This window comes from Mycoplasma hafezii (assembly GCF_049942695.1).
Classification (GTDB): domain Bacteria; phylum Bacillota_I; class Bacilli_A; order Mycoplasmatales; family Metamycoplasmataceae; genus Mycoplasmopsis; species Mycoplasmopsis hafezii.
The window spans coordinates 329790-356227 of the sequence record NZ_CP187940.1 but is presented as its reverse complement, the minus strand read 5'-3'; the positions used below and the strand labels follow the sequence as shown (position 1 = coordinate 356227).

General features: G+C 28.8%; 20 protein-coding genes and 2 tRNA genes. 7 read left to right on the top strand and 15 right to left on the bottom strand.

The features are described from left to right. Positions 1–75: 75 nt before the first annotated feature. On the top strand, positions 76–1884 hold the full coding sequence (locus ACPYPZ_RS01285; protein WP_426461524.1) for a hypothetical protein: 1809 nt from the start codon (positions 76–78) through the stop codon (positions 1882–1884). A gap of 30 nt (positions 1885–1914) precedes the next feature. Here ACPYPZ_RS01285 and ACPYPZ_RS01280 read toward each other — a convergent pair whose 3' ends face one another. The 11 genes from ACPYPZ_RS01280 to ACPYPZ_RS01230 all read right to left on the bottom strand — a co-directional run bounded on the left by ACPYPZ_RS01280 (position 1915) and on the right by ACPYPZ_RS01230 (position 11575). Further along, positions 1915–3150, bottom strand: coding sequence for a CNNM domain-containing protein (locus ACPYPZ_RS01280; protein ID WP_426461523.1), 1236 nt, complete (start codon positions 3148–3150; stop codon positions 1915–1917). 63 nt (positions 3151–3213) lie between these two features. Then, a complete protein-coding gene (locus tag ACPYPZ_RS01275) occupies positions 3214–4764 on the bottom strand; it encodes a DnaB-like helicase C-terminal domain-containing protein (RefSeq protein WP_426461522.1) in 1551 nt (516 codons plus the stop codon). Next, complete coding sequence (rplI, locus tag ACPYPZ_RS01270) at positions 4764–5228, bottom strand: 50S ribosomal protein L9 (protein ID WP_426461521.1); 465 nt, start codon at positions 5226–5228, stop codon at positions 4764–4766. Before rplI ends, ACPYPZ_RS01275 begins: the two co-directional genes overlap by 1 nt. Then, positions 5209–7221 carry a DHH family phosphoesterase gene (locus ACPYPZ_RS01265; protein WP_426461520.1) on the bottom strand — a complete coding sequence of 671 codons (2013 nt, stop codon included), beginning with the start codon at positions 7219–7221 and terminating at the stop codon, positions 5209–5211. Before ACPYPZ_RS01265 ends, rplI begins: the two co-directional genes overlap by 20 nt. Positions 7222–7339: 118 nt before the next feature. Further along, positions 7340–8458, bottom strand: coding sequence for a ZIP family metal transporter (locus ACPYPZ_RS01260; protein ID WP_426461519.1), 1119 nt, complete (start codon positions 8456–8458; stop codon positions 7340–7342). Then, positions 8458–9189 carry a YebC/PmpR family DNA-binding transcriptional regulator gene (locus tag ACPYPZ_RS01255; protein WP_426461518.1) on the bottom strand — a complete coding sequence of 244 codons (732 nt, stop codon included), beginning with the start codon at positions 9187–9189 and terminating at the stop codon, positions 8458–8460. Before ACPYPZ_RS01255 ends, ACPYPZ_RS01260 begins: the two co-directional genes overlap by 1 nt. 8 nt (positions 9190–9197) lie before the next feature. Beyond that, complete coding sequence (gene nadE / locus ACPYPZ_RS01250) at positions 9198–9989, bottom strand: NAD(+) synthase (RefSeq protein ID WP_426461517.1); 792 nt, start codon at positions 9987–9989, stop codon at positions 9198–9200. Between the two features lie 107 nt (positions 9990–10096). Next, entirely contained in the window at positions 10097–10357 is a 261-nt protein-coding gene (gene rpsT, locus ACPYPZ_RS01245) for a 30S ribosomal protein S20 (protein ID WP_426461516.1), read from the bottom strand. Between the two features lie 112 nt (positions 10358–10469). Further along, on the bottom strand, positions 10470–11348 hold the full coding sequence (locus tag ACPYPZ_RS01240; protein ID WP_426461515.1) for a DUF5378 family protein: 879 nt from the start codon (positions 11346–11348) through the stop codon (positions 10470–10472). A gap of 64 nt (positions 11349–11412) precedes the next feature. Further along, a tRNA-Arg gene (locus ACPYPZ_RS01235) sits at positions 11413–11489 on the bottom strand. Positions 11490–11500: 11 nt separating this feature from the next. Continuing rightward, positions 11501–11575, bottom strand: a tRNA-Cys gene (locus ACPYPZ_RS01230). Between the two features lie 414 nt (positions 11576–11989). Here ACPYPZ_RS01230 and ACPYPZ_RS01225 point away from each other — a divergent pair. The 4 genes from ACPYPZ_RS01225 to ACPYPZ_RS01210 all read left to right on the top strand — a co-directional run bounded on the left by ACPYPZ_RS01225 (position 11990) and on the right by ACPYPZ_RS01210 (position 15947). Beyond that, entirely contained in the window at positions 11990–13666 is a 1677-nt protein-coding gene (locus ACPYPZ_RS01225; protein WP_426461514.1) for a hypothetical protein, read from the top strand. Positions 13667–13745: 79 nt separating this feature from the next. Further along, entirely contained in the window at positions 13746–14147 is a 402-nt protein-coding gene (locus tag ACPYPZ_RS01220; RefSeq protein ID WP_426461513.1) for a hypothetical protein, read from the top strand. A 174-nt stretch (positions 14148–14321) separates the two neighbouring features. Continuing rightward, positions 14322–15353 (top strand): IS30 family transposase, encoded by a 1032-nt coding sequence (locus ACPYPZ_RS01215; RefSeq protein WP_426461512.1) that lies wholly within the window; start codon positions 14322–14324, stop codon positions 15351–15353. Between the two features lie 153 nt (positions 15354–15506). After that, positions 15507–15947 carry a hypothetical protein gene (locus ACPYPZ_RS01210; protein WP_426461511.1) on the top strand — a complete coding sequence of 147 codons (441 nt, stop codon included), beginning with the start codon at positions 15507–15509 and terminating at the stop codon, positions 15945–15947. 21 nt (positions 15948–15968) lie between these two features. On the opposite strand, the gene ACPYPZ_RS01205 is transcribed toward ACPYPZ_RS01210, so the two are convergent. The 3 genes from ACPYPZ_RS01205 to ACPYPZ_RS01195 are packed head-to-tail and all read right to left on the bottom strand — an operon-like array spanning position 15969 to position 20300. Next, positions 15969–16274, bottom strand: a complete 306-nt coding sequence (locus ACPYPZ_RS01205) for a transcriptional regulator (RefSeq protein WP_426461510.1) — start codon at positions 16272–16274, stop codon at positions 15969–15971. Positions 16275–16276: 2 nt separating this feature from the next. Then, positions 16277–19960 (bottom strand): DEAD/DEAH box helicase, encoded by a 3684-nt coding sequence (locus tag ACPYPZ_RS01200; RefSeq protein WP_426461509.1) that lies wholly within the window; start codon positions 19958–19960, stop codon positions 16277–16279. Continuing rightward, the gene (locus ACPYPZ_RS01195) at positions 19944–20300 is read right to left on the bottom strand and encodes a PTS glucose transporter subunit IIB (protein WP_426461508.1); all 357 of its coding nucleotides are present in this window, start codon (positions 20298–20300) and stop codon (positions 19944–19946) included. The genes ACPYPZ_RS01200 and ACPYPZ_RS01195 overlap by 17 nt, the downstream gene beginning before the upstream one ends. A 161-nt stretch (positions 20301–20461) precedes the next feature. Here ACPYPZ_RS01195 and gpmI point away from each other — a divergent pair, with 161 nt between their 5' ends. Both gpmI and dcm read left to right on the top strand, forming a co-directional pair. Further along, complete coding sequence (gpmI, locus tag ACPYPZ_RS01190; protein ID WP_426461507.1) at positions 20462–21967, top strand: 2,3-bisphosphoglycerate-independent phosphoglycerate mutase; 1506 nt, start codon at positions 20462–20464, stop codon at positions 21965–21967. 79 nt (positions 21968–22046) lie between these two features. After that, positions 22047–23009 carry a DNA (cytosine-5-)-methyltransferase gene (dcm, locus tag ACPYPZ_RS01185; RefSeq protein WP_426461506.1) on the top strand — a complete coding sequence of 321 codons (963 nt, stop codon included), beginning with the start codon at positions 22047–22049 and terminating at the stop codon, positions 23007–23009. A gap of 743 nt (positions 23010–23752) precedes the next feature. On the opposite strand, the gene gyrA is transcribed toward dcm, so the two are convergent. Further along, a complete protein-coding gene (gene gyrA, locus ACPYPZ_RS01180) occupies positions 23753–26404 on the bottom strand; it encodes a DNA gyrase subunit A (protein ID WP_426461505.1) in 2652 nt (883 codons plus the stop codon). Positions 26405–26438: the final 34 nt, after the last annotated feature.

Sequence of the window (26438 nt, the reverse complement as noted above, 5' to 3'; positions counted from 1 at the left end):
AATAGTTCAAAAGATAAAACATAAAAAGATTTGATATTTTAATAAAATTATAGATATAGCAATTAGGAGTAAAGAATGAAGAGTAAAATTTTTAAAAAATTATTATGAGGTACATTAGTCACATTACCTTTAGCAAGTGCAACCGCATTATCAGCTGGATGCATTAAAAAAGATGAACCTAAACCAGTACCAGAGCCAACTCCACAACCAAAACCAGTTGACGAAGTTGAGATAGATAAAAAAGGTGATAACAACAAAAAAGAAGAATCATCTTCAGAAATAAAGAAAGATGAAGAAAAACAAGAAAAAACATCAACATCTACTGACGAAACTAAAAAAGAAGATAAAAAAGACGAAGTAAAAGAAGAAATTAAAACAGATGGAGAAGATAAAAAACAAGATGAAATAAAACCTACACCAGAACCAACTCCACAACCTGAGCCTAAACCAGTTGATGAAGTAAAAACAAACGAAAAAGAAAATTCTGATTCAAGTAAAGAAGATGATAAAAATAAAAAAAGTGAAGAAACTTCAGAAATAAAGAAAGATGAAGAAAAACAAGAAAAAACATCAACATCTACTGACGAAACTAAAAAAGAAGATAAAAAAGAGGAAGTAAAAGAAGAAATTAAAACAGGTGAAGAAGCTAAAAACGAAGAAACCAATAATGAAGTCACATTACTTGAAGAATATCAAAACACTCCAAGAATGGAAATGAAAGTTGATTCAGAAAATAAATTAGCAAAAATTTTCACTGAAAAAACAATTTTCGTTCGTCCTCCATTTGGAATGACTTTTGAATTTGCTGATAAAAGTTTAAATCTTCCAAATATTACAACTATTTTTGATCATCTAGATAGTCCTGCTGTTTCTAAATCAAATAATGAGGACTCTCCTTCAGGAGCAATTTTAGAAGCAAACACAGGGACCACAACTGATAAACTTGAAATGCAAGGAGTTCAAGAAGTTAGTGAGTTTTTAGCACTGCCATCAGTTATGCGTTATTATTTAAATATCGGTAATCCTGAAGATCTTGTAATTTTTGGTGGTGACACAAATATTATGGATGTTAATTTCTATTTACAAAGACATTCTAATTTTGAAGGTATCACACCAGTTTTAGATAGTTTATATACATCTGTTGTAGGTGATAAATTTTATACATCACTAGATACAAAAGGTGGATATAAAAATCCTTATGACAAAATGTTCTTTATAAATGGTTCGGATTCTGATTTTAGAGTTTTAACCAGCAATGAAGATAATGCAAATAATTTCAAATTTAAAGTTGATATAGCACGTGGTTTCTACCAACAAAATCAAATATGAAAACGTAAAGAAATTGAACAAGTTGGAGAAAAAACAAACGAAAACGATACAAAATATATTAGAAATAAAATAAGTGACCATGCACCTGTATATACAGATATTGAAATTAATGGTAAAACAATAAATTCAAACCCTTCAGTATTAAAAGAATATCCAAAAAACGAAACAAATACAATTAGAGTTGCACATTGAAACATTCTAAAATACAATGGTAAAAAACCAGGTAAGGTTCTTGCAATAGCTCAATTAATCGCACAAACTGGTTTTGATATTATCGGTTTAACAGAAGTTACAAAAAGTTCTGGAACAGAACCGCAAAAAATAGTCGATATACTAAATGACCTTACTGGAAGACATTATACATTCGGATATCAATCAAGAAATGATACAGATATTCCTCAAGAATTTTTAGACTCAAAAAGATTTGGAAAAAATCAACAAGAGGTCGTTGCTATTATTTATGACTCAACCTTATTTAACAGTGTTGGATTTAAAAATTTAGGAAACTTAACAGAAGTTTCATATTTAAAACCTATTCCATTATTAAAAAAATAGTTGGTTAATAGCCAACTATTTTTTGTATCACTATAATTTATGAACCTCAATTATTGCTGAAAACTTCTGATTTTTAACAATTTCAATTACTTTAAATGAAATTTCATTTTCAATAATATATTTTGTGTTTTTAGTTAATCTGCTTTTATTTGTACGTTTTAATAATCAACTTCTTAAATCTAATTCGCTTTCACCTTCTTCAAGTAATTCAGTATCTAATTCAAGCTGTTTAAATACTTCATTCATTTTTACATCAGATTGAACGTGTGATTTTTCTAGCGAAATTTCATAAATCACTTCATCATCATCGTATTCATCATAAATTTCACCAATGATTTCTTCGATAATATCTTCAATTGTAATAATTCCGATTGTATCTGTTGAACTATTATTTTCGACCACAAATCCCATTTGAGCACGGGCAGCACGGAGTTTTTCAAGTGCACTGGATAAAATAGAGTTAGCCGAAATATTTGGAACGTTTTTTAAATAGTCCACAACACGCTCAGATTTTTGAACGTGAAAAATATCTTTAACTAGAATAATCCCAATTAGTTGTCCATCTTTTATAACTGGTAAACGCGAATAATTTGTTTCTTTAAAAATTTTAAGAGCTTCACCAACGGTCGCTTTAAAATCAACAGTTTCAACATCTTTTAATTTAATGTAGTGTGAAGATACTTTAGTTGAATCTAGATCTAAAGCATTTTGAGCTAAAATTGATTCACCAGTTTGGAGCACCCCTTCATCTTGAGCGATTTTAATAAAATTCTTAATATCTTCTTCAGTATTAGTTTCATATACTTTCTTACTAATTTTTGAAATTGGATATGTCAAAATAAAGAATAATCAATAATTTAATTCAATAAAAAGACAAAAAGTTTTTAAGAATTTTACAGGGTATGACTTAGCTAAAAGTTTTGGAATAATTTCACCAAATAAAACTAAAAGTGGTGTGATTACTGCTGTTGAAATAATTGCAGCTGTTTCATCATTTCCTATAACTCTAGCCATAAAGTAAGTCATCAGCGATGCTGAACCAACATTTACTAAGTTGTTTCCAATCAAAATAGTACTTAAAATTTGGTTGTATCTTTTTGATTGTTTTTGAATAATTGTAGCAAAACGTTCCTTATTTTCCACCATATCATGCAGTCTTGCTGGTGAAATAGTTGAATAAGCAGTTTCACTACCACTGTAAATACTACTTAATAAAAATAATAAAATTAAAACAAAAGATAAAATGATTTTTAATTCTAGAGACATTGTGCCTCCTTATTTAAAAATAATTTTATACAACTGGAATAACCATCCATTTTAACTCCCTATTTAATTATTTTTATGACGATCAAAGAATGTAACAGTTGGACCGTAATACATAAATTCGGCACTTCCTGGTTGTCCATTACGGTTTTTTGCTACCGTAACAATTGTTTTACTTCCTTGACCTTGTGTGTTTAAATTTGAACCAGTTTCACTTTGAGCATTTTCATTTGCTTTGGTATTTGGTATTAAATCACGGTGTAAGAAAATAACAATGTCAGCATCTTGTTCAATTGAACCACTTTCACGTAAATCGTGAAGCTGTGGACGCTTATCTTCTCTATTTTCTACACTACGAGATAATTGCGATAAAGCAATAATTGGAACTTTAAGTTCTAATGCTAAAGTCTTTAAGGTTCTTGAAATAACCGAAACCTCGTTTTGACGGTTTCCGGTAGCATCACTTGATGAAATAAGTTGCAAGTAATCAATAATAATTAAATCTAATTGGCCATCAAGTGATTTAACTAGTGCTTTGATTTTTCATACGATGTCAGAAATTTTACTTGTTGCTGTATCGTCAAAATAAATATTCATTTGATTCATTTTCTTTGTAAAGAAATAATTAAATTTATTTTTAATCATTTCATCTTCAAAGATCATCTTCGGATTTTGCAAAGCATATAAAGGAATTTGCACTGTTGATGAAATTACACGAGCAATTAATTCATTAACTGGCATTTCAAGTGAAATGAATGCGACGTTTTTTGGTCTAATTTGCGGTTTAGTTTCATTATCCGTAGTGCTTAAAATTTGTGAATCAAAATTGTTTTGTTCTTGTTCATGCGCTGAAGCTACGTTAGTTGCGATATTTAAAGCTAACGCTGTTTTACCTACTCCTGGACGAGCTGCAAGCACAATAAATTGTCCTGGTTTAAAACCATTAACATATTTATCAATTCCTTCATAATGAGTTTTTAAACTAAATTGATTAACATTATTTTGCAGAATATCTATTACAAATTCATGAAATGCATTTGAGACTTCTTCGATTGATTGGAATTGTCCGCTTTCAAGTGCTCCATCATTTTTAAAATTAACATATTCACTAAAATCATATAAAACATCCTTAAAATTAAGTTTGTTGTTTAATCCGCCCATTTGGTGTGCGTATTCTAAAAAGAATCCTTCAAGATTACGCATATTGCTTAATTCTTTGAGTTTGTCGATTTCAGCTAAGAAATTCAGCTCGTTAAATAATGTTGTTGCAACTTCATTTAAATATTCAATTGAGATATTTGGATATTCTTTAGATTGATTTCTAATTTCATCTTCATAGAAATTTAAAATATCATTGTATGTAAATCAAATGTTTTCATACTTAAGTTGTTTCTTTCAGTTTTTAAATAATAAAAACAACTCCTTGTTTTTAAGGTAGAAAAACATTTCTGGACTTAGATAATCTAAAGCCATTAATTGTTTGTCTTGAATTGCTAGCATTGTAGCTAAAATTCTTTTTTCGAGGTTCTCATCAGCATAAACTGTATTCGGATTTTGTTTAACATCTTTAAACTTTTCAGCTAAAGCTAAAAGATTTTTACGCTTATGTTTAGACATTAATTTTTCTCTTTAACATTAATTCTTAATTCAATATGAATTTTAGCAACAATATCTTTATAAAGAACTGCATCAACTTCATGTAAACCTTCAGAAACTAAGTGAATTTTTTGTAAAGCGTGTTTACTTATATTGAAACCTAAATCTCTTAATTTCTTATCAACATCTTTAGTAGAAATTGAGCCATGTACGTTAAGGTTTTTGTTTCCATCCACATTAGCTGTAAGTTCAAATTTTAATCTAAGAGCTTCAAGTTTTTCTTTTAATTCAAGCATTTCAGCTCTTTTTTCGTGTTCATCTGCAGCTAACTTATCAAGTTTTTTTTCTAACATTTTAGCTGTTTGTGGATTATATGGAACTCCAAAACCATTTTTAACTAAAAAGTTACTTCCATATCCATTTGATACTTCGATTACTGTATTTGCTTTCCCGTCTTTACAATCTTTAATTAGAATTACTTTCATAATTTAAATGTCTCCCTGCTGTTGTAATTGCGTGTCTAATGTTATCAACAAATGTTTCTAAATCTTCATCAGAAACAGCTGCTGCGGTTCCAAAGTGACCACCACCACCAACTGCTTCACAAATAATTTGAACATTCGTTTCAATTCCACGTGCACTTAATTTATATAATTTTGTCCCTTTAAGTCGAGCAACTACGAAACTCGCTACACGACCACGAACTTTTAATAATTCATTAGCAGCTATTGAAATAATATCGTTTGAACATTCTTTATCAGTATAAGCTAAGTAATATCCTTTTTTAATTTCAACAGTATTTGCTAATATTTCTTGAACTTCTTTTGAAGCTTCTTCATCAACTTTTAACATCTCTGAACTAATAACTGCGTTTGCACCTTTAGATTCAAGTCAAGCAGCAGCTTGAAAACTTCTTGGAGTAACTGATTTAGTAAATTGATTAGTATCTAAATAAATACCACTTAGTAAAAGTTGTGCAGCTATTTGAGTAATATCAATTTGCTTTTTAAAGAAAGTGATAATTTCAGTTACGATTTCACAAGCACTACTTGCACCAGTTTCAATATAAACATTTGTTTGTGGACAATAATCAACCTCATGAGCTACACGGTGGTGATCAAATACAAATATGTTTTCTCTTTCGGCGTTAATCAATGCTTCTTTATTATCGGTACGATTTGGATCTGAGTTATCAACTAGAACAACAACTGTATTAGCATCAGTCATTTTAGTTGCCGTTTTAGGGTTTTTAATAAATAAATTGCTTAATGCATCTTTATGTTTTTCAGAAATATCACGTAATGCTTTTTCTGCAGTTGAATCTAATGTTGCATTTGCAATATAAGCTTTTTTGTCAAAATTACGTGCTATTTCACAAATTGCTAAAGCTGAACCAATTGCATCTAAATCAGCAAATTGGTGTCCGTAAACCATTACTTGAGTAATATTCGGATTAGTTAAAGCAGCTTCAAAATTACGTGCAATTTGATGAATTTTAGTTTTACTATTATTAACTAGAATTTCTGAGTTAGAACCATAGTAAACCGGCATTTCTTGGTTTGAGAAAATAGTTACTTGATCTCCTCCACGGCTTTGAGCTTGCACTAAAGCTTTTTTAGCTTGCTCGATTTTTTCTTTTAATGAAGATCATCCGTGAGCAAATCCAAGTGATAAACTAAGTTTTCCAATATCTTGGCCTTTAATTCTGTTATTAATATTCATTAACTCATAAAATCCATCTTTACACATTTCTTGCAATGAATTTTCGTTAGTAAAAATAACGAACTTACCATTTGTATATTGACGATAAATTAAATTATATTTTTCAACATATTCATTCATTACGTCAATAACAACTTTATTAATTGTGAATAATTGTTCTTCAGATAGAATTGATTGGAATAATTGGAAGTTATCAATTTCTAACTCACCAATAACTGGTTGTTGTTGTCAAGTTTCAATTTTAAATAAATATTCACTTGAAATATCACGAATAACTACCGTATTTGAAGTAGGTCAAAATTGAGCTTCATAGTAGCTATGATTAAATTCAAATTCTTTTTTAGTTTCAGTAATATTTCAATTTTGTTCAAGTTTTAAATTTACTTTGTTAAATAAATCATCAATTTTTAAACCAATAAAATCTTTATTAAACTTATTAGCTATAAAATTACTTGATCAAATAATTTTTTGATCGATATCATAAATAATAATTCCAATATTATTATTTGACATAACTTCTTCGACAAAACTATTAAATGAACCTTTAATTAATTCACGAGATTTTGCAAAGTTACGAATTGCAAAGTAAAGTAAAATAGTGGTAAAAACTAAAATTACTAAAAGTCCAAGTGCAAAAAATAGTGAAGTTCATTCGTTTTTATTACTTTTAATTAAACTAATAATTAATGCAACAAAAATTATTAAACTGCCAAATATTGCACTACTAAATATCCAAATCTTTTGTTTTCTTTTCATTTTATTTATCTTTCTTATTTATTTTTAAATTATACCTAATTTAATACCTAATAGCGTTATTTTAGGTTTTCTAAGTATGATTTTTAAAATAAAAAAGTTGGAATACCAACTTTTAGGATTAAATTATTAAATTTGTATGTAAATTAGGTAATTGCACTTTTGGTAAATCTAGTGTTGTACTTACTAAACAATTATGTACGTGTCCATGTGAGTGTGAGTGGAAACATAACACAAATACCGCAAATGCTACCCCAATGAATAATGCGATAATTGTAGCCATTCATCTTTTTTTGCTCATTTCAACATGATAGAATTCTGGGAAAAATTCAACAAGTGATGTAAATAAGAAAATTCCAGCGATAATTGCCATTAACGCACCTTGAGCTCCTGGATTAGATGCTATTGATGTTCCTGCAAACATACCAATTAACATAAATGGTAAGAATAACATATCCATAATAGTTGAAATTAATAAAGAATTTCATCTACCATATCCAGCTTCTCTTAAACGGTAATAGAAGACAAGCTCTTCAGGAATCATATGTAAAATAAGCGAAATAAAGTAAGCTAATGTTAAGTTAGTAACTGCTGCTTCTTGTCCATTTACTGTTAAACTAAGGTTATATCCAATTAAGAATCCTTCAGGAATTCTGTGTGTTAAAAGTAATGCAAGAGCAATAATTTTCATCTTACCACTGATTTTTTCTGCAAGAGCTTCTTCAGCTAATTCGATCGAATCTTCTTGACTAAAAATATGAGCCGGGTGTTCGTGCACATGACCTTCTCCACCATGCTCGTGTGAATGATCATGAATAAATAAGCTTAATTTTTTGCTATGTAATAATTTTTTATTAATACGATATGAGATTGCAAATTTTAAAGTAAATGAAAATAAAATTCCACCTACTAAACCACCAAATACAACTGCGATATTATATCCATACTTACCTCATTCACTGTAATTTGAATGAGCAGTTGCTTCTCCAGCTTGTTCAAGTGCTTCACGTAAAAATCCAAAGGTAGATAGCACAATGAAAAACCCAGTTGAAAAAGCATATAAATATACTTTAGTACGGTGATTTAATTTGCTTTTAAATAAAGGGAATAAAACAGAAATTCCTACAGGAATAGCAAGAAGTACTAATAAGAAAATTACAACAATTAAAATTTTTCCTAATACTTCATTACCTACTCCATCCATTATTTTAGATGAAATTTCTTGTAAAAAGTTGCTCATTAATTAAATTTAACATCGATGTTGTGATATACATCTTGAATATCATCATCATCTTTTAATTTTTCTGCAAATTCTAATAATTTAGTTTCTTTTTCTTCATCGTATTCAACATACATATTAGGAATATATGTAACTTCACATTGAATGAATGTATCAATTCCTAAATCGTTTTCAATTGCAGTTTTAAGTTGTGTGAAGTTTTCTGGTAAACAAAGAACAACAAATGATTCTTCTTCGTTTTCAATGTTATCAGCACCATTTTCAAGTGCTACCATCATTAATTCATCTTCAGTAACTAATTGTTTTGAAATTTCAATAATTCCCATTTTGTCAAATGCAAAAGGAATTTGGTTAGTTTTTCCTAATGTTGCATTTTGTTTTCTAAAATAAGCTTGTACGTTTGAAGTAACACGGTTAATGTTATCACTAAGTGTTACAACGATAAAACTTGCACCACCTGTAACTGTCGCATTAAAAATTGTTTCAACGAAAGCGTGACTGTTTTTGTCACCTTTTGCTTTAGCAATAGCTCTTTCAATGTTATCTTTAGGCATGTTTTTTGATTTAGCTTTAGAAATAGCTAATTTTAATGCTGGGTTAGTTTCAGGGTCAACTCCTTTTTGTGCTGCTACAAAGATTTCTTTTGAAAGTTTTTGGAAAACTTTTCCTCTAGCTGCATCTTGTGCTCCTTTACGGTGCATAATATTGGCTGCGTGTGAGTGTCCTGCCATAATTCCTCCTAGTTAAATGATTCTGGTTTATAAACTGTATCACGTTTGTGTTGAGTAATTTTATGTTTGTGTTCAATTTTTGAGATCGTATCACTTGATAAGTATTTGTTAATTTGTTCTGGTTGGTCTAAGTGATTTAAATAAAAATCTAAATCAGCATATGTAAATCCAAGCTCATCTTCATCAGTTTGACCTTCTCAAAGTCCAGCAGATGGTTTTTTATTTAAAATTGAATCTGGAACATTTAATAATGAAGCTAAAAACCTTACTTCACCTTTTGTTAGTTGTGAAATAGGTAATAAGTCGGCTCCACCATCTCCAAATTTAGTAAAGTAACCAATATGCACTTCGTCTGCATTATCAGTTCCAAGTACTAAAGCATTTTTATCTTGTGCAATTGCATATAAAGTAGTCATTCTAAGACGTGGTTTAATATTAGCAATTGATAATGGATTAGTAACTTTAGTAGCTTCTTGCATCGCGTGAAAAGCATTGGTTAAATCAACGGTAATGAATTTATCATTAAAAGCTTGTTCAAGCTCGCTGATGTGATATAAATCATTATCAGTCATTTTGATAACTGGCATTACAACTGCTGTTACCTTATCTTTAAATACACGTTTTGCAATTGCATAAACTAGTGCTGAATCAATACCACCACTAATTCCTACAACCACACCATTTGCATGAGCTTCTGTTACTTTGTTTTGTAAAAACGTTTCAATAGTTTTTAAATATTCTCAAGCTAAATTTTCATCGTATGAAACTGCTTGATTTTGATATTTAGATATTTTACTCATCAGTAATATTCTCCTAATTAATTTAGTAGTAATATTTTATAATATTTTATTATTTCAAGAATAAAAAAAAGAACTTCCTAAGTGGAAGTTAAAAGTACTTAATTAAACTATTTGTTTTGGTTAACAAATTGGTCTAATCTTGAGTGTTTTCTAGCACCTTTGTTTGCGTGGAATACACCTTTTGAAACTGCTTTAGCAATTGTTTTGTGTGCATTAGCAACAAGTGCATCAGCGTTTTCAGCTTTAGCTAAAACTGCTTCTCTAGCTTTTCTGATAGCTGTTTTAACACGTGATTTCATTGCAGCGTTTTTTACACGAGCAGCTTCCATTTTTGAAATACTTTTAATTTTTGATTTAATATTAGCCATAATTTAGCCTCCTCTTTTTCAACGTGACTTATTTTTATAAAATAAGTAGAAAAATCAGTAATATTATAAATTTATTTTTATTTGTTTCAAACAAAAAAATAAAAACTTTTAATTAGAAAAAATAGATATATTTACCTTTTTCTAAACTTGTTTTAGAATTTTTGTTTTCAATCATTCTGTTTTTGTTTATTTTTGTAAAAGTACGGTTTGCACAGTAATATTTAATTAATCAAATTGAGTTAATTACAATGTAAGCAAAAATATAGAACGCAACAGCTTCTAGTGGATGAGGTAGATGTAACATTTTATAAATTGCATAAAATGATCCACCTTTCATTCAATCTTTATATGAAAGTCCTGTGGTATTTTTATCAATATTAAATGCAAATGAAATAATTATTATGTAGCAAAAAAAGACAGTAGCAACTAATTGAATATCAACTCAGATTTTAAAAGCATTTTTATTTTTTAATGAATAATTTTGATATGCTAAACATCCAAACACTAATAAGATCCAATGCATAAAGAAATAAAGTTCGGCTTTTGGTGAACCATAAAAAATAAATCAAAAACTAAATTCTGGATTCGGATCAGTAAGTGGAACAAAGGGTATAACAATTGTTGAAGCAAAAATACAAAATGGACTAACTAAAAAGCTTCAATATTTGCTGCGATCGATAATCATGGTTAAAAATAGTGCAACACTAAAAAACGGACAAAGGTCAAGAAAAAATGATTTTGAAAGAACGTGAGAATAATAATCTCTAAAACCTTCATCTCAGTAACTTGGAATTTCATATTTAAATAAATTTCCTATTTGTATTCACATAGGCGCAAACCGGAATAAAATTAAATATCCTAACATTAAACTAGCAGATAAAACTCTTAGTCAATAATGGTCAAAAAACTTCTTAAAATATTTATTAATAACCAATACAATTGAAAGAGTTCCAAAAGAAAAAAGTGAAAAATAAACAATTAATAGCGTCATATTGAAACAATTATATAAAAAATAAGCTCAAACGAGCTTATTTTAATGGTAACTTTTTGTTATATGGCGCGCCCGGCAGGAGTCGAACCCGCAACCTTTAGGGCCGTAACCTAACACTCTGTCCAGTTGAGCTACGGGCGCACAAATTTTAATGGAGGCACCAACGGGATTCGAACCCGTAATCAAGGTTTTGCAGACCCATGCCTTGGCCGTTTGGCTATGGTGCCATTTAAATTGCTTTATTATTATAATTCAAAATTATTTTTTGCAAAGTATTTTTTATAAATGTATTTATTTTTTCAATTTTAGTCATAATAAATTTATTAAAATAACAAAAATATGAAAATATGAAAAATGCCCTACAAAAAATCAAAACAATATTTTTCGTTTTAATTTTAACTAGAAAATATATTTTTTGAATATAAAAAATAAAAAAATTATTAAAAATGTGAAAAAAAATGTGAATATTATATTCACTTTTACTGTTTTTTATCGTAAAAAAATACTAAGTGTATTTAAAAAAATATAATTTTAATGTAATTTAATTTATAACTTAGAGAAGGAAATTAAATACAGCTAGTATTTAGGGCTACTAGTTTATATATATATATATATATATATTAAATTTATATGAGGTAGATATGAAATTTAAAACATGACTTATTTTAGGTTCAGCAGCTGCTCCAATCTTACCAATCATGGCTGTTTCATGTGGAAACCACGAATCAGAAACAGAAGGGCAAAAAGATTTAAGATTAGCAGTATTAGCTGCACGAAATTCACTTAAATCTCACCAATCAATGTGAGACGCTAAATACGTTCAACAATTAAGTACAGAAATCACAAACGCTAAAGCTTTATTACAAAATAAACGTGCATCAGAACAAGAATTAAAAGATGCGGCTTCAAACTTAAAAACATTATTCGAACAAACAATTCCTGCAGAAATTCAAAAAGATGCTGAAGCAAACAACAAAAAATTACACGAAGAACTTCAAAACGGTGTGCAATCTAACTACGATTCACAAAAAGAACAATTCGCACACGAAAAATTCTTAACACAAGTATGAGCTCCTGTCTTTACAGCAAATAACGGTGATGTATTATTCTCATCAGCAGAACTTGCTAAAATTTACCAAGCAGCTCACGAAAGTGCAATTGACTTATTTGCTCACTCAAAATTAACAGCTTACTACAACTATAAACAAAGAAAAGTTATTTTCAGTACAGTAAGTACATGAAAAACAACTACAGATAAAAAAGGTAAAGAACGTCCTGCTAAAATCGCTACAGTTTATGGTGAAGAATTACCAAAGCTTAAAGATTTCAAAAAAGTTCAATTAGGTGCTCCTACATTAAAACCAGGACACTACACAGAAGGAAACCCTAACAGTCAATTAGAAGTTTCATTCAACTTATTAACAAATAAATTAGTAATCAAATACTCATTAGTATACAGAAAAGCTAACAACGACTACAGTGTTGTTCTTAACAACGGGCAACCATTTGAATCAGTATTTGATTTAAGTGCATACGCTAATGCTTCTACAGAAACACCAGCAGAACAACCTTCAACAGGAACAGAAACACCTGCTGAACCTGCACCATTTGCTGATGCTTTAACAAAAGGAGCATTCATTACTCCACAATTAAAAGAAAGGGTTGCAAAATTATTAGCAGAAGGTAAAACATTCGAAAAAGTATACTTTAATCCAAAATATGGATCAATTATATTTAAATTTAAAGACAATCCAAGTAACCCATACTCAGAACCAATTGCAAATGAATTAATAAAAGGACAATACAGATTAGGTGTACCAGGACAAACAGTTGGTTCTAAAAAAATGGAAACAGACCTTGTAAGCTCATATAACAAAGATGCAAATGAAATTACAATTAAATTTGATGCATACAAACTTTCATCAAGCAACAAAATTACTCAAGTATTCACAAATAATGGTGAACCATTTACTTTAACAGTTAAATTAGGTGAAGAAACATCTTCTAAACCAGCTGAAGAAGTAAAACCAAGTGATGATAAATCTACAGAAAATTCACAACCAAACGTAGAAACAAAACCTTCAGGAGAAGAAAATAAACAACCTGCAGACGGAACTCAAGCAGGAAGTCAAGCACAACCTACAGGTGACCAAGCACAACCTAAAGTTGAAGGAGAAAATTCTAAACCAAACGGTGATGCTAAAGTTGAAAAAACAGAAAACAAAGAAGAAGCAAAAGAAAGCGAAACAACACCTCAACCAACAACAGAAGAAAACCAAGAACAACCTGCTCCTTCAGAAACCCCAGTCAGTAACTAATAATCAAAACGCAGAATTATTTAGTTCTCTAGCAAAAGATATTTCATCAGAAACATTTTTCCGAAAATCATCAGGAAATATGCCGCACAAACAAGATGCTGTAGGCTACGAAATCAACAGTAATAATAAATTAGTCTTTAGCGTTTCAGGTAGTGGAAATGGATATGTTCGTATTATACCTAATACTCAAACTAACTCAGTAGGTAAACAATACACAGATTTATATGCTGTACCAAATATTAAATTTGGTAAAAGTAAAAAAACTTGAACTTATATTTTTGCATCACCTAGTGCACAAGTGAATGTAAAAACAAAATTCTGTCCACTTGAATTAGTTTCATTTAAGGATGAAAATAACGAATATGTATACACATTTAAATATGTTGTGGCAAAAAATGATAATAATGAAATTAAATTCTTCCAAGATGAAAAAGGAGAACCAAAAGTATTTGAAGCAACAATTCATGTTGCACACGAATAGTTATTGAATGTAAAAAGTAAGCTAATAAGCTTACTTCCCTAATTGTACTTTACAGTGCAACACCCTTTTATTAGTAAAATAATATTAGGGTGTTGCTTTTATTCTGCCAAATTTGAATAAGAAAACATCCACTTCACAGCTTAAACAATAGTGGATGCTTAAATATTATAAATTATGCAACCAAAATTTAAAACTTTAAAACGTAAGGAAAGAGAAATAATTGATACTTTATACAATATCGAACATAAAAGCATTAGAAACATTGCGAAAAGTTTACAACGTTCACCATCGACAATTTCAAGAGAAATTAAAAGAAATCAAATTAACGGAGAATATGAATCACAAAAAACTAATGTAAAAGCATATAAAAGATATTCTTGAAAAAAGTCTTTTCCGTTTACTGATCCTAAATATCAAACATTCATAAAATTGTTTAATTTACTTTATAAAAAGCAATATATGAAAATTGAACCTACTATTGAATTCATCAAACACAATTACATAAATATATCTATTCCTAGCACTAAAAAACTGTTTATAAATAAGTTAATGATAGACACTGAAATAAAGAAAAGTTACAAAAAAATTAGACATAAATCATTAACTCCAAAAAGAAGTTATGGAATTAAAAGATTAACACGAAATAAATACGTTTTTCCTATTGGTTTACGTCCAAAACACATTGAAAGTAGAATAGAATTTGGACATTGAGAAATAGATTTAGTTATCGGTTTGAAAAGATCAAACACTGATAATATATTAACTTTCAACGAACGTAAATCAAGGTTTTTTATAGCAAAAAGAGTTCATTCTAAAAACCCTTTAGAAATCAATAAGGTTTTGAATAGAATAATTACAGATTTGTGAAATTTGCATATACCGGTTTTATCTATTACTTCTGATAACGGTTTTGAATTTAATAAACTACAATTCGTAGCTAAGAAATTTCAATTCAATATTTACAAAGCAGAACCATATTGTTCTTTTCAACGTGGTAGTAACGAAAACTCGAATGGTTTATTTCGTAGAAGGTATAGAAAAGGTACTGACTTTACTAAAGTTAGTGATAAGGCAATAGAAAAAACAGTCTGAGAAATAAACAATTTACCAAGAAAAATACTCGGATGAAAATGCTCAAATCAAGTTTTAAAAGACGAAATAGACAAATTAAATAAGGAGCTAGAAAAGTTAGCAGAACTTGAATAAGTTGTGAAAAAGCCGACAAATTAATGTCGGCTCTATTTTTAACCTAAGTGTTGCACTGTAAAGGTTAATTAAGGAAGTAAGCTAATAAGCTTATTTTTTTGTTTATTTTTTGTTCAATTTATAAATTTTTATATTTATTATTTGAGGTAAAATATGACTACTATTCAACTTTTTCAAATATACAAATTAAATCAAACTATATCAAACAATTTGATCTTACAATATCAAATAAATACAAGTAACGTTCTTCCAATATTAATTTATAACAATGAAGTTTATTTTATTACGGTTTATAGCCTTAAAGACAGTAAAGAAGATAAAACAAATGAAGGTTTATTATTATATACAGATTACTTCATCAGCGACTACTATTCAAGTTTTAAGTTCTTATTTAAGCTTTACATTGATGAATTTATCAAAAGCACAACTAATGTACATAATAAAATAATGCAACAAGAATTATCAGAACTTAACAAATACAATATTTTACAAAAAATTAAAAACAAGATCAAAAATAACTCTGTGCACAAACTAATCGGAATCAAAATAAAACATAATCTTAATTCTCATTCTTGAAATTACTGTCCCAATTAAAAAAACTACCATTACGGTAGTTTAGGCACATTTACATTCGAATTTTTCTAAATGTTCTAATGCTATTATTTCATCTAGTAGCTTAGAATATTTTTTCTTAAATTCTGGTTTCATATAGTAATAAGCATATACACCGTTTTTGTGTGCATCTACTATTCCTAAATGTTTTAAATCTGATAAATGTTTTGAAATATTTGCTTGTTTTTCGTGAAATGCATCAACAAATGAGTTTACTTCGCATTCGTTGTCTACACATGAGTATAAATGAATAATAAGCTTTAATTTAACTTCTTTTGATAAGATAGTTAATAATTGTGTTGTAGTCATAATTATTCCTTATTATTTTCAACTTGGTCTTTTAAATTATCTAAAAACTCATCATCAACTGAATAACTAAATGATTCATTAAACCCTTCTTGTTCAGTTTCGAGTGTGTTTTTTTCTTCACTTATTGTATCATCTAAAATTCATTCGCTAGTGATATTAAACATATTATCATCAACATTAATATCATCTACTTTATCAATATTTGCAGTATTAGTATTTTCTTCTAAAGATGCAAGAACATCTTGAGTTTGTGTATTTACTGGTACTTCTTCAGTTTTAGTTTTATCAATTCAAACTTTTACTGTTTGGATAGTTTCTTCTGTTTTTTCTTGTTGAGCTTGTGAAGTTTCTAGACTATCATCTGTAAACTCAAAGTTATTAAGTTTTCTAAAACTTTCTATTTCTTCTTTGTTAATTTTTACTTGCGCAGTAATGTTATTTACTTTTTTAGGATCAAGCCCAACTCAAGTGTCTAAAATTGTTGATTTAGGTTGTTCATCTAAAACTTCTTTGTTTAAGAAATATGTGCTTGTAGCATTTTGGATTGAGTTATCATAAAATCTTCTTACAGCACCAGGGTTAAAGTCTTTTAACACTTCGTTTTGTAAATCAATTCATGAAATGGGGGTAATTACACGAACATCGTATTTCTTAGATTTTAAGAAACGAACCTTGTCTCTTACTTTAGCGTAATTAATTGGTTGAGAATTGTAGTTGTAAGTATCAAATACAAAGCATTTATAAGGTATTTTATTAACTGTAATAACAATATCAATTGTCATTGAACCAACAACGTAATCTCTAAAGATTTCGCAATTTGGAAGCTGTTTACTTAATTCACGTAAATAAGTGTAAGCGACTAATTTAAATCATTTTTCACGTTCGGAAAGAATTTCATCAACCTCTTCTGGTTGTTTAAATGCTTCTTTTAATAAACCTTTTCTATTTTCAACTGATAACTCTAAAAATTCAAGTCATTTTTTGAAAATACGTAAATCTTCAGGCATATTTGGGACTAATGCAATATCGCTAGAATTGATTGTTTTTAAAACAATCATTTTTTCTTTAGCACGTGAAATAGCTACGTTAAGAGCATTTTTTCCACCTGGACGTGCAACATATGAATATCCAATCTTAGTGTTTTTGTCATATGCTAGTGTAGCAATAACTAAATCAGCTTCATCACCTTGAATATTTTCAATATTTCTAATTAATAATCTACGTTTTTTAATTGCTTCTTCTAATTCTGGGTGATTTCTAAAAATTAATCAAGTAATGTAATCACTTTGTTTTCCGTTGAAACCAAGAATAATAATTTTGTTATATTTATCAAGATTTTCAATTGCAATTTCAATTGCTTTTTGAGCTTCTGCGATATTTTTTTGTCCTTCTCATTGACCATCAACTTGAATTACTTCAATAGGGTTGATGCTTCAAGAATCGGCACTGTCGATAGCATCAAGTGTTGAATTATAGAAGTATTTACTTGAGAAAGTCATTAATGATGCGTGATTTGAACGGTAGTTTTTATCAAGTAAGATTGGATATACACCTAAAGAAAGTGCATAGTCAAGTAATGAATCTACTTGTCCGAAGATAGAATCATCAGATTGACGTGTTCCAAATCAGTTATTAGGTTTCATTTGTTGAGTGTCACCAGCTAAAATTTTTCTTTTTGCTAAATAAAGAATTGGTAAACCGTTTTCAATAAAAATCTGACTTGATTCATCTAAAATAGCGTAATCAAATTCATTTTTAGTTCAGTTAGATAAGTCTGTATTTGGAGTTGCAATAATAATAGGGAAAATTTTCTTAATAATTGGAGCATATTTCTTAATGAAACGATATGGTTCATAATTTACAATTCTGATACTTTGAGCAAATTCACGGTAAAGCATTCTTTCTTCTTCATTAAAGTTAGCGATTACTTTAAAAATTCTTTCTAAAACTACGTTCTTAATTGCTTCTTCATCAGAAATTAAGTTTTCATAATTTACAAATGTTTCTAAATGCATTAATTCGTTAATTTTATCAAATGGATTTACTCCGTTCGCTTCAGGAGTATAACCGATATTACGCATAAATAAAATTAAATCATGTAATGTACCATTGAAACTTGGTAAATGTTTATCGATTTCTGTCCCTAATTTTTTAAGCTCAAAATATTTTTTAACAAATGGCATATATGTTAAATTATTAATTTTAAGCAATTCTTTGGCTGTTTCACCTTCTTTAAATTCATCTGTCGGATAGAAAATGTCTCTAGGTAAGTTAATTAAGAAATTAATATCTTTTTCAAAATCAAAGTCTTTTTTATGAACACTAATATAGTAGTATGCTTTTAAAACATCTTGAGAAACTGGATCTGCTAAATATTCGCTTGCTTTTGAAACGAACATAAGCTCTTCAGCTGTGATTGTACTACAGTGTTTAATTTGATTATATTCATCAAAATTTTCAAGCATTTCAAGGTAGTCTTGAATTGGTTGATAGAAACTTGTTTTCTTCATTTCTTTTGAGTTAGTAATAAATAAAGCAAATGGAGAAAGTTTATTAAGACGTTGATAAATAACCTCTAACGCCGCTCTTTTTTGAGATGCAACAATAGCAGTTTTACCATAAACTAGAATATTAGCAATTAAGTTAACGATAGTTTGAGATTTACCAGTACCTGGAGGCCCTCAAATTACAGTATTTTGATTTAATGAACTTAAAATAGCTTTATCTTGTGAAAGGTTAGATTCAGTAATTTTAAATAAAGCTAATTTAGGGTTAAAGATTGAACGATCGATTCTATTTTTGTAAATGTTTTTATTGAATTCAACATCAATAATTTCATCCATTTCACCATTTTGAATAATTTCTTTCATTCTTGTTCTTGAGAATCCACCACCTGGTTGGAAAATACCAAGCACAGCACCTGGATAGAATGTTAATGATTGATTTTGAATTTCATCTGGACGGAATTTCTTAAAGTTTTTGCAAATATCCTTTGGTAATGTATATAAACCAGCTCAATTTTGTTTAAGACTTTCTAATAATTTATCAATTTCTAATTCTTTAACTTGATCTTCTAGAAATAAGTCAAATCCTTGGTTATTTAAGAAGAATAATAATTTTTCATTAATTTTAATATCACCATTTGATGAAAGATATGGACGACCGTTTTTAAATGAAATATGTGCTTCTTTAAAGAATAAAGGTGCATAAATAGCTTTATCTTCTTTTCTTAAAGATACAAAAAGGAATCCTAAATGTAAAGGTCAAATATTTGTTTCGTCTAAAATATTGATTGTCTTATCGTTTAAAACTTTTCATTTTAAAAGTGACTTTTGAATTTTTACTTCTAAAGATGAAATTGTGTGATTTCTCATTTTCTTGTAATCTTTTTTAATTTGATTAATTTCATCTTGTTTGATATCAGTTCATTCTTTTAAAACAGCTATAAAATCATCAGCATTTTCTGTTTCTTTTAATTTTGCAACAACTTTATTTAACCCTATTTCGTAAAGACTAACTTCGAAGTTTTCTACAGAACAAATTCTTTTAAATTCTTCTGGTCTAATTAATGAAAGAATATCAAAATAGTCTTTATCGTTTACTTTTGTAAAAATTGCAGAGTCATTATTTGAAACTTCAAGCAGATTATCTAAAATTACCTTATATTTATTAGTTGTGTTTATCATAATTTAATCCTTTAGCTACTGCGGAGCTAAACTCTCCTAATATAATTGATAGACTGTTACTTTTAGCAACAACTCCAGTAACAGCTTTTAATTCTTTAATTTTTTCTAATTGTACTTCTTTGATATTTTTAACTGGAATAACAATTCTTGAAGGTTTAATTTCCACTTCTCCGTAATTGTCCTTTCCAAGATAGTTGATTAACAATTTAATATCAAAAGGTATTTTATCGACCTGATAAATTGTATTACTTTGATGTTTGGTTTGCTTATTTCACTTAATTCATATTAAACCAAATGTAAGTATAGTAAATACTACAATTTTGAATTTATTTTTATTCATAAAATAATTATACTATTAGTTATTTTTTTAGAATGTTTTTACTTGTATTTTAGTAATAAAAGCTAAAAATAGTGATAAATAAAATTAACAAAAATACTCAAAATTATTAAAAAATAATATAATAAAGCAAATTATATTATTAATAGAAAATTGGAGATTAAATGAAAAAAACTGTATTAATAGTTATCGACGGTTTAGGTCTTAGATCTGAATCACAAGGTAATGGTTTTGCATTAGCAAATACACCAGAATTTGACAAATTATTTAAAGAATATCCACACAGCTTAATTCAAGCTAGTGGTGAATACGTAGGATTACCAGCAGGACAAATGGGTAACTCAGAAGTTGGGCACCTTAACATTGGTGCTGGAACAGTTGTTTACACAGGATTATCATTAATTAAAAAAGCTTTAAATGATGGTTCATACAAGAAAAATCACGCATTTTTAGATGCATTTAACGATGTTAAAGCAAACAACTCTACATTACACGTAATGGGATTACTTTCACCTGGTGGTGTTCACTCATTAGAAGAACACTTATTCCAACTTTTAGATGCAGCACATGAAAACGGAGTTAAAAATGTTTCTGTTCACGCTTTTGGTGATGGACGTGACGTTGCTCCACAATCAATCAAATCATCAATGGAAAAATTACAATCAATTTGTGATAAATACGGATACAACATTGCATCAATCTCAGGTAGATTTTACGCAATGGACCGTGATAAAATGTTTGATAGAGTTGAAAAAGCATACGATGCTATTTTAGGACTTACAGATAATAAATTCAATAACGCTGTTGAATACGTTGATTACGAATACTCACAAGGAATTACAGATGAATTCTTTGTACCTGCAATTAATGCAAACTTAGATAAATCTGCATTTGCTAAAGACGGAGATAGCATTATCTTCTTTAACTTCCGTCCAGATAGAGCAAGACAACTTACACACTTATTTATTGGTTCACCACTTTACAACGAAAAACCAGCTCACCCAGTTCACATTAACAAATTCGTTTCAATGATGAAATACGAAGGTATCGAAACAATCGTTGCATTTGATGAAATGGAAGTTTCTATGCCAATTGGTAGAGTACTTGAACAAGCTGGAAAAAGTCAACTTAGAATTGCTGAAACACAAAAATATGCACACGTTACATACTTCATGGATGGTGGAAACGATATTGAATTCAAAAATTCAAAAAGAATTATGGTTCCTTCTTTAAAAGTTGAATCATACGCAGATGCTCCACATATGTCAGCTGAAGGAATTACAGACGAATTATTAGTTAACGCTTTAAATTATGATGTAACAATTATGAACTTTGCTAACCCTGATATGGTAGGTCACACAGGAAACTTAAAATCTACAATCGAAGCCGTTTCATTCCTTGATACACAAATTAAAAGAATAGTTGATTGAGCAGAAGCTAATGATGTTACTGTATTTATTACAGCAGACCACGGAAATGCTGAAATTACAGAAGATAAAGATGGAAAACCAGCTACAAAACACACAAGTAGTCCAGTAATGTTAATTTGTACAGACAAAAATGTTAAACTTAAAGATGGAAAACTCGCTAATGTTGCACCTACAGTTTTAGATTATGTTGGTATTGCAAAACCTGCACAAATGGATGAAGAATCTTTATTAGTTAAATAATAAAAAAGTAGTTAACGCTACTTTTTTTATGCAAATTTTGATCTAATTCAGTAAAATAAAACTACACAAGTGAGGTAATATGAAATTTTTTGATTTTTGTGCTGGAATTGGTGGTGGTCGTCTTGGTTTGGAACAAAATGGTTTAAAATGTGTTGGTCATTCTGAAATTGACTTATTAACCGCAAAAACTTATAGTTACTTTTTTGAAGATGATAACAATTATGGTGATTTGACAAAAATAATTCCACAAGAATTACCTAACTTTGATTTTTTAATCGCCGGTTTTCCTTGCCAGACTTTTAGTATTGTTGGCAATCGCAAGGGTTTTGATGATAACCGTGGATTAATAATTTATTACCTTGCTAATATCTTAAAAATAAAACAACCTAAACTATTTTTACTAGAAAATGTTAAAGGCTTACTAAACCACGATAAAGGAAATACGTTAAAAATAATTCTCAACAAACTAGATGAAATTGGATATAACGTTTTTTATCAAGTTCTTAATAGCAAGGACTATGGTGTACCACAATCTTGAGAAAGAATTTATTTAGTAGGTTTTAGAAAAGATTTAAATGTTACTACTTTTGAATTTCCGCTAACCTCTAACTTAAATACAGATTTTAATCAGTATTTAGATGATGAAAATAATAATATTTTAGATTTAGAAAATCCAACATTTCAAAAATATTTAGCAAATAAATACAACAATAATACATACGATATAAATAAATTACTAGAAACAGATAATGTCGTAATAGATTGAAGACAATCAGATCTTAGAGTTTATGATAATTTATTTCCGACTTTAAGAACTGGTAGACACGGACTTTTATATATTAAAAATCACAAGCTACACAAATTATCTGGATATGAAGCTTTGTTGTTGCAAGGTTTCCCAAAAACAATTGCACAGAAATCGAAAGAAATTAAATGATTATCAAACGGCAAACTACTTTCTCAAGCAGGTAACGAAATGACTGTTAATGTTATTTCTGCAATATCCAAAAAAATGTTAAATACTATTAAGGATAAAAAATAATGGATTTAAAAGAATTAGGATCGAAAACCGCAAACATGATGCAATTTAAACTAAATCCTGGTTTAATATTCAAAAAGCAGAAAAGAAAACAGCCTAAGTCGTTATTAGGCTGTCAAAACATTATTATTTGAATGCACTTGTTATTATACGAAAGAAAGGAGAACAAGTGCTAATTATAAAGGAGTTCATTATGAATATAAAAACGTTTGTAATGACTTAACTTTCAGCATCAATAGAGGATAAAAATAATAAGTTCTTTATACCGATTTTTCTAAACAAATGTTAATGAGATTCCGATGTAACTACAACAAATAATGAAATAGAATTAAAAATTCGAAATTTTTACAGAATAGATTTTGAGATTTTCACTGAGTTCGATTTATTTTTACTAATATTTTGGTTTGCTATGTATCTATAAATATATATAAGATAATAAATATTGAACTATATTTTTGATTTTTAATAAAATGAATTTTATAAAATAAAATGAAATATTCTGAGATATAAACGAGATATAAAAATTTATTGAATTTGATTTTTGAGTACGTTATATTGTGTTTTGTTTTGAGGGGATATTTCACCCCTCTTTATTAGTATAATGCAAAATAAATTTTTAGTATGAAAACAATACCAACTTTTTTATTTTTTCTACGTAAAGTTAAAAAATACACCAAATTTAATGCTTTTTTGCACTTTTTGGTGTATTTTATATTTTCTAATGTGGAACATTTCCACATTTTATTTTAATTTTCTTCTATCGGCTCTTCTTCGCTTTTGATAACATCGATAGCTACTATTTCATCATTATCTTTAAGATTGATAATTTTTACTCCTTTTGAGTTACGTGATGATTCACTAATTTGATCGATTTTTGTTCTAATTGTGATACCACTTGAGGTAATAATTAATAATTCATCAGTTAATGAAACGAAACGAGCAAATACTAAATGTCCAGCTTTTGCAGTATTAATTCCTGTAATACCTTTAGCTCCACGTTTTGTAAGACGATATTCTTCTTGTGGTGTTAATTTACCATATCCTTTACTTCCGATTGATAAAATAAATTCACCATCACGACTTGAAGAACATGAGATTACTTTTTGTTCTTCTGTTAAAGTAATCGCTTTAACTCCTGAAGCACTTCTACCCATTGGACGTGCATCACTAGATTCAAATTTAACAATATTTTTATCGTTGTTTGCCACTAAAATATAATCATCATCAGAAACAATAAATGCTCTAACTAATAAATCATTTTCCTTAAGTCCAAAGGCTTTAAGCCCATTAGAACGAATGCTTTCGAAATAACTTAAAGGTGATTTTTTGAATAATCCTCTTTCGGTGATTGTTGCTAAATATAAATCGTCTGAATATTCATTTACATCTAAGATAGAAACGATTTTTTCACCATTTTTAACATCAAGAGTTGGGATAATATTAATGAATGGAATTCCTTTAGATTGTTTTGAACCTTCTGGAATTTGATGCCCTCTTAATTTATAAGCTTTTCCAAAGTTAGAGAATAATAATAAATCAGTATGAGTTGATGTGTGGATTAAAGTTAGAATATCATCATTATTATATGTTTTCATTCCAACACTTCCGACACCACCACGGTTTTGAACGTTGTAATCTTCTAAGTCAACACGTTTTACATAACCATTTACACTAGCTGTAATAATAATTTCTCTTTCAGCAATTAAATCTTCATCTGAAATATTTCCAATTGCTGATTCATCAATTTTAGTACGTCTTGCATCAGAGAATTTATTTTTAACTTCAGTAAGTTCTTCAATAATTAACTCTAATAATTCATTTTCATTAGCTAAGATTGATTTAATATGTTTAATTTCTGCATCTAATTCAGCAATTTCTTGGTTCATTTTTTCGATATTTAAGCCTGTTAATCTACGAAGGTTCATATCTAAAATTGCTTTTGTTTGAATTTCTGTTAAATTAAATCTTGCAGCAAGCTTATCTTGAGCTTCAGTATCTGTTTTTGAGCTTTTAATTATTTTAATAACTTCATCAATGTTTGAAACCGCAATTTTTAAACCTGCAAGAACATGTGCACGTTCTTCAGCTTTATTTAAATCAAATTGTAATCTACGAGATACAACTTCTTTTTGGTGTTCTAAATAAATTTCTAATACTTGTTTTAAATTAAGTAATTTTGGTTCACCTTTAACTAAAGCAACCATATTAACATTGAAATTACTTTGTAGGTAAGATTTTTGGTATAACTTGTTTAAAAGAATATGAGGGTTAACATTACGTTTAACATCAATTACAATTCTAATTCCTTCACGGTTAGATTCATCACGTAAATCAGAAATACCTTCAATTACTTTGTCTTTATGTAATTCAGCAATCTTTTGAACTAATGTTGTTTTTCTAATTGAGTAAGGAATTTCACGCACAATGATTTTGCTCTTACCGTTTTCATGTTCAATAACTTCACAATTTGAACGAATAACAACTTTCCCTTTACCTGTTTCGTATGCTTCTAAAATTCCTTTAGTTCCTAAAATTGTAGCACCAGTTGGAAAATCTGGTCCTTTAATATATTTCATTAATTCCTTGATTGTAATTTCAGGATTTCTAGCAAGAGCTATAGTTGCATCAATTGCTTCTCCTAAATTATGTGGTGGAATTTCAGTCGCCATACCAACAGCAATACCTGTAGCTCCTGAAACTAATAAGTTAGGGAAACGAGCAGGCAATACAGAAGGTTCGATTTCGCTAGCATCATAGTTGTCTACAAAATCAACAGTATCTTTTTTAATACCATTAAGCATTTCTGCAGAAAGTTTAGACATTCTAGCTTCTGTATAACGCATGGCAGCTGGTTCATCACCATCGATTGAACCAAAGTTTCCGTGACCATCAACTAATGGATAACGCATTGAGAAGTCTTGTGCCATTCTTACCATTGCTTCATAAACTGACCTATCACCATGAGGGTGGTATTTCCCAAGGACGTCACCGACAATTCTAGCACTTTTACGGTGCTGACTACCTGGAGTAATTCCAAGTTCAGACATATCGTAAAGAATTCTACGGTGAACAGGTTTTAAACCATCACGAGCGTCTGGAAGAGCACGAGAAACAATAACACTCATTGCATATTCTAAGAATGAGTTTCTCATTTCAGAATCAATAATAACTGGTTCAAGCCCATCTCTTGGCTCTGTAATGATTTGCGATTCTACTTGATATTCTTCAAAATCTTGAGGAGCTATTTCTTCGTCGAATTCTTCTTTAACTTCGACAACTTTCTTTTTTCCAAAAACCTTACGATCTTCTTCATCGTATTCATATTCAGTGTCAATTTCTAACGTAACACTTGGTTTTTGTTCTAGTTCATCATTATTTTTTTTATCTTTCTGACTCATATTTCTCCTATTAATATAAAATATTTATATTTTA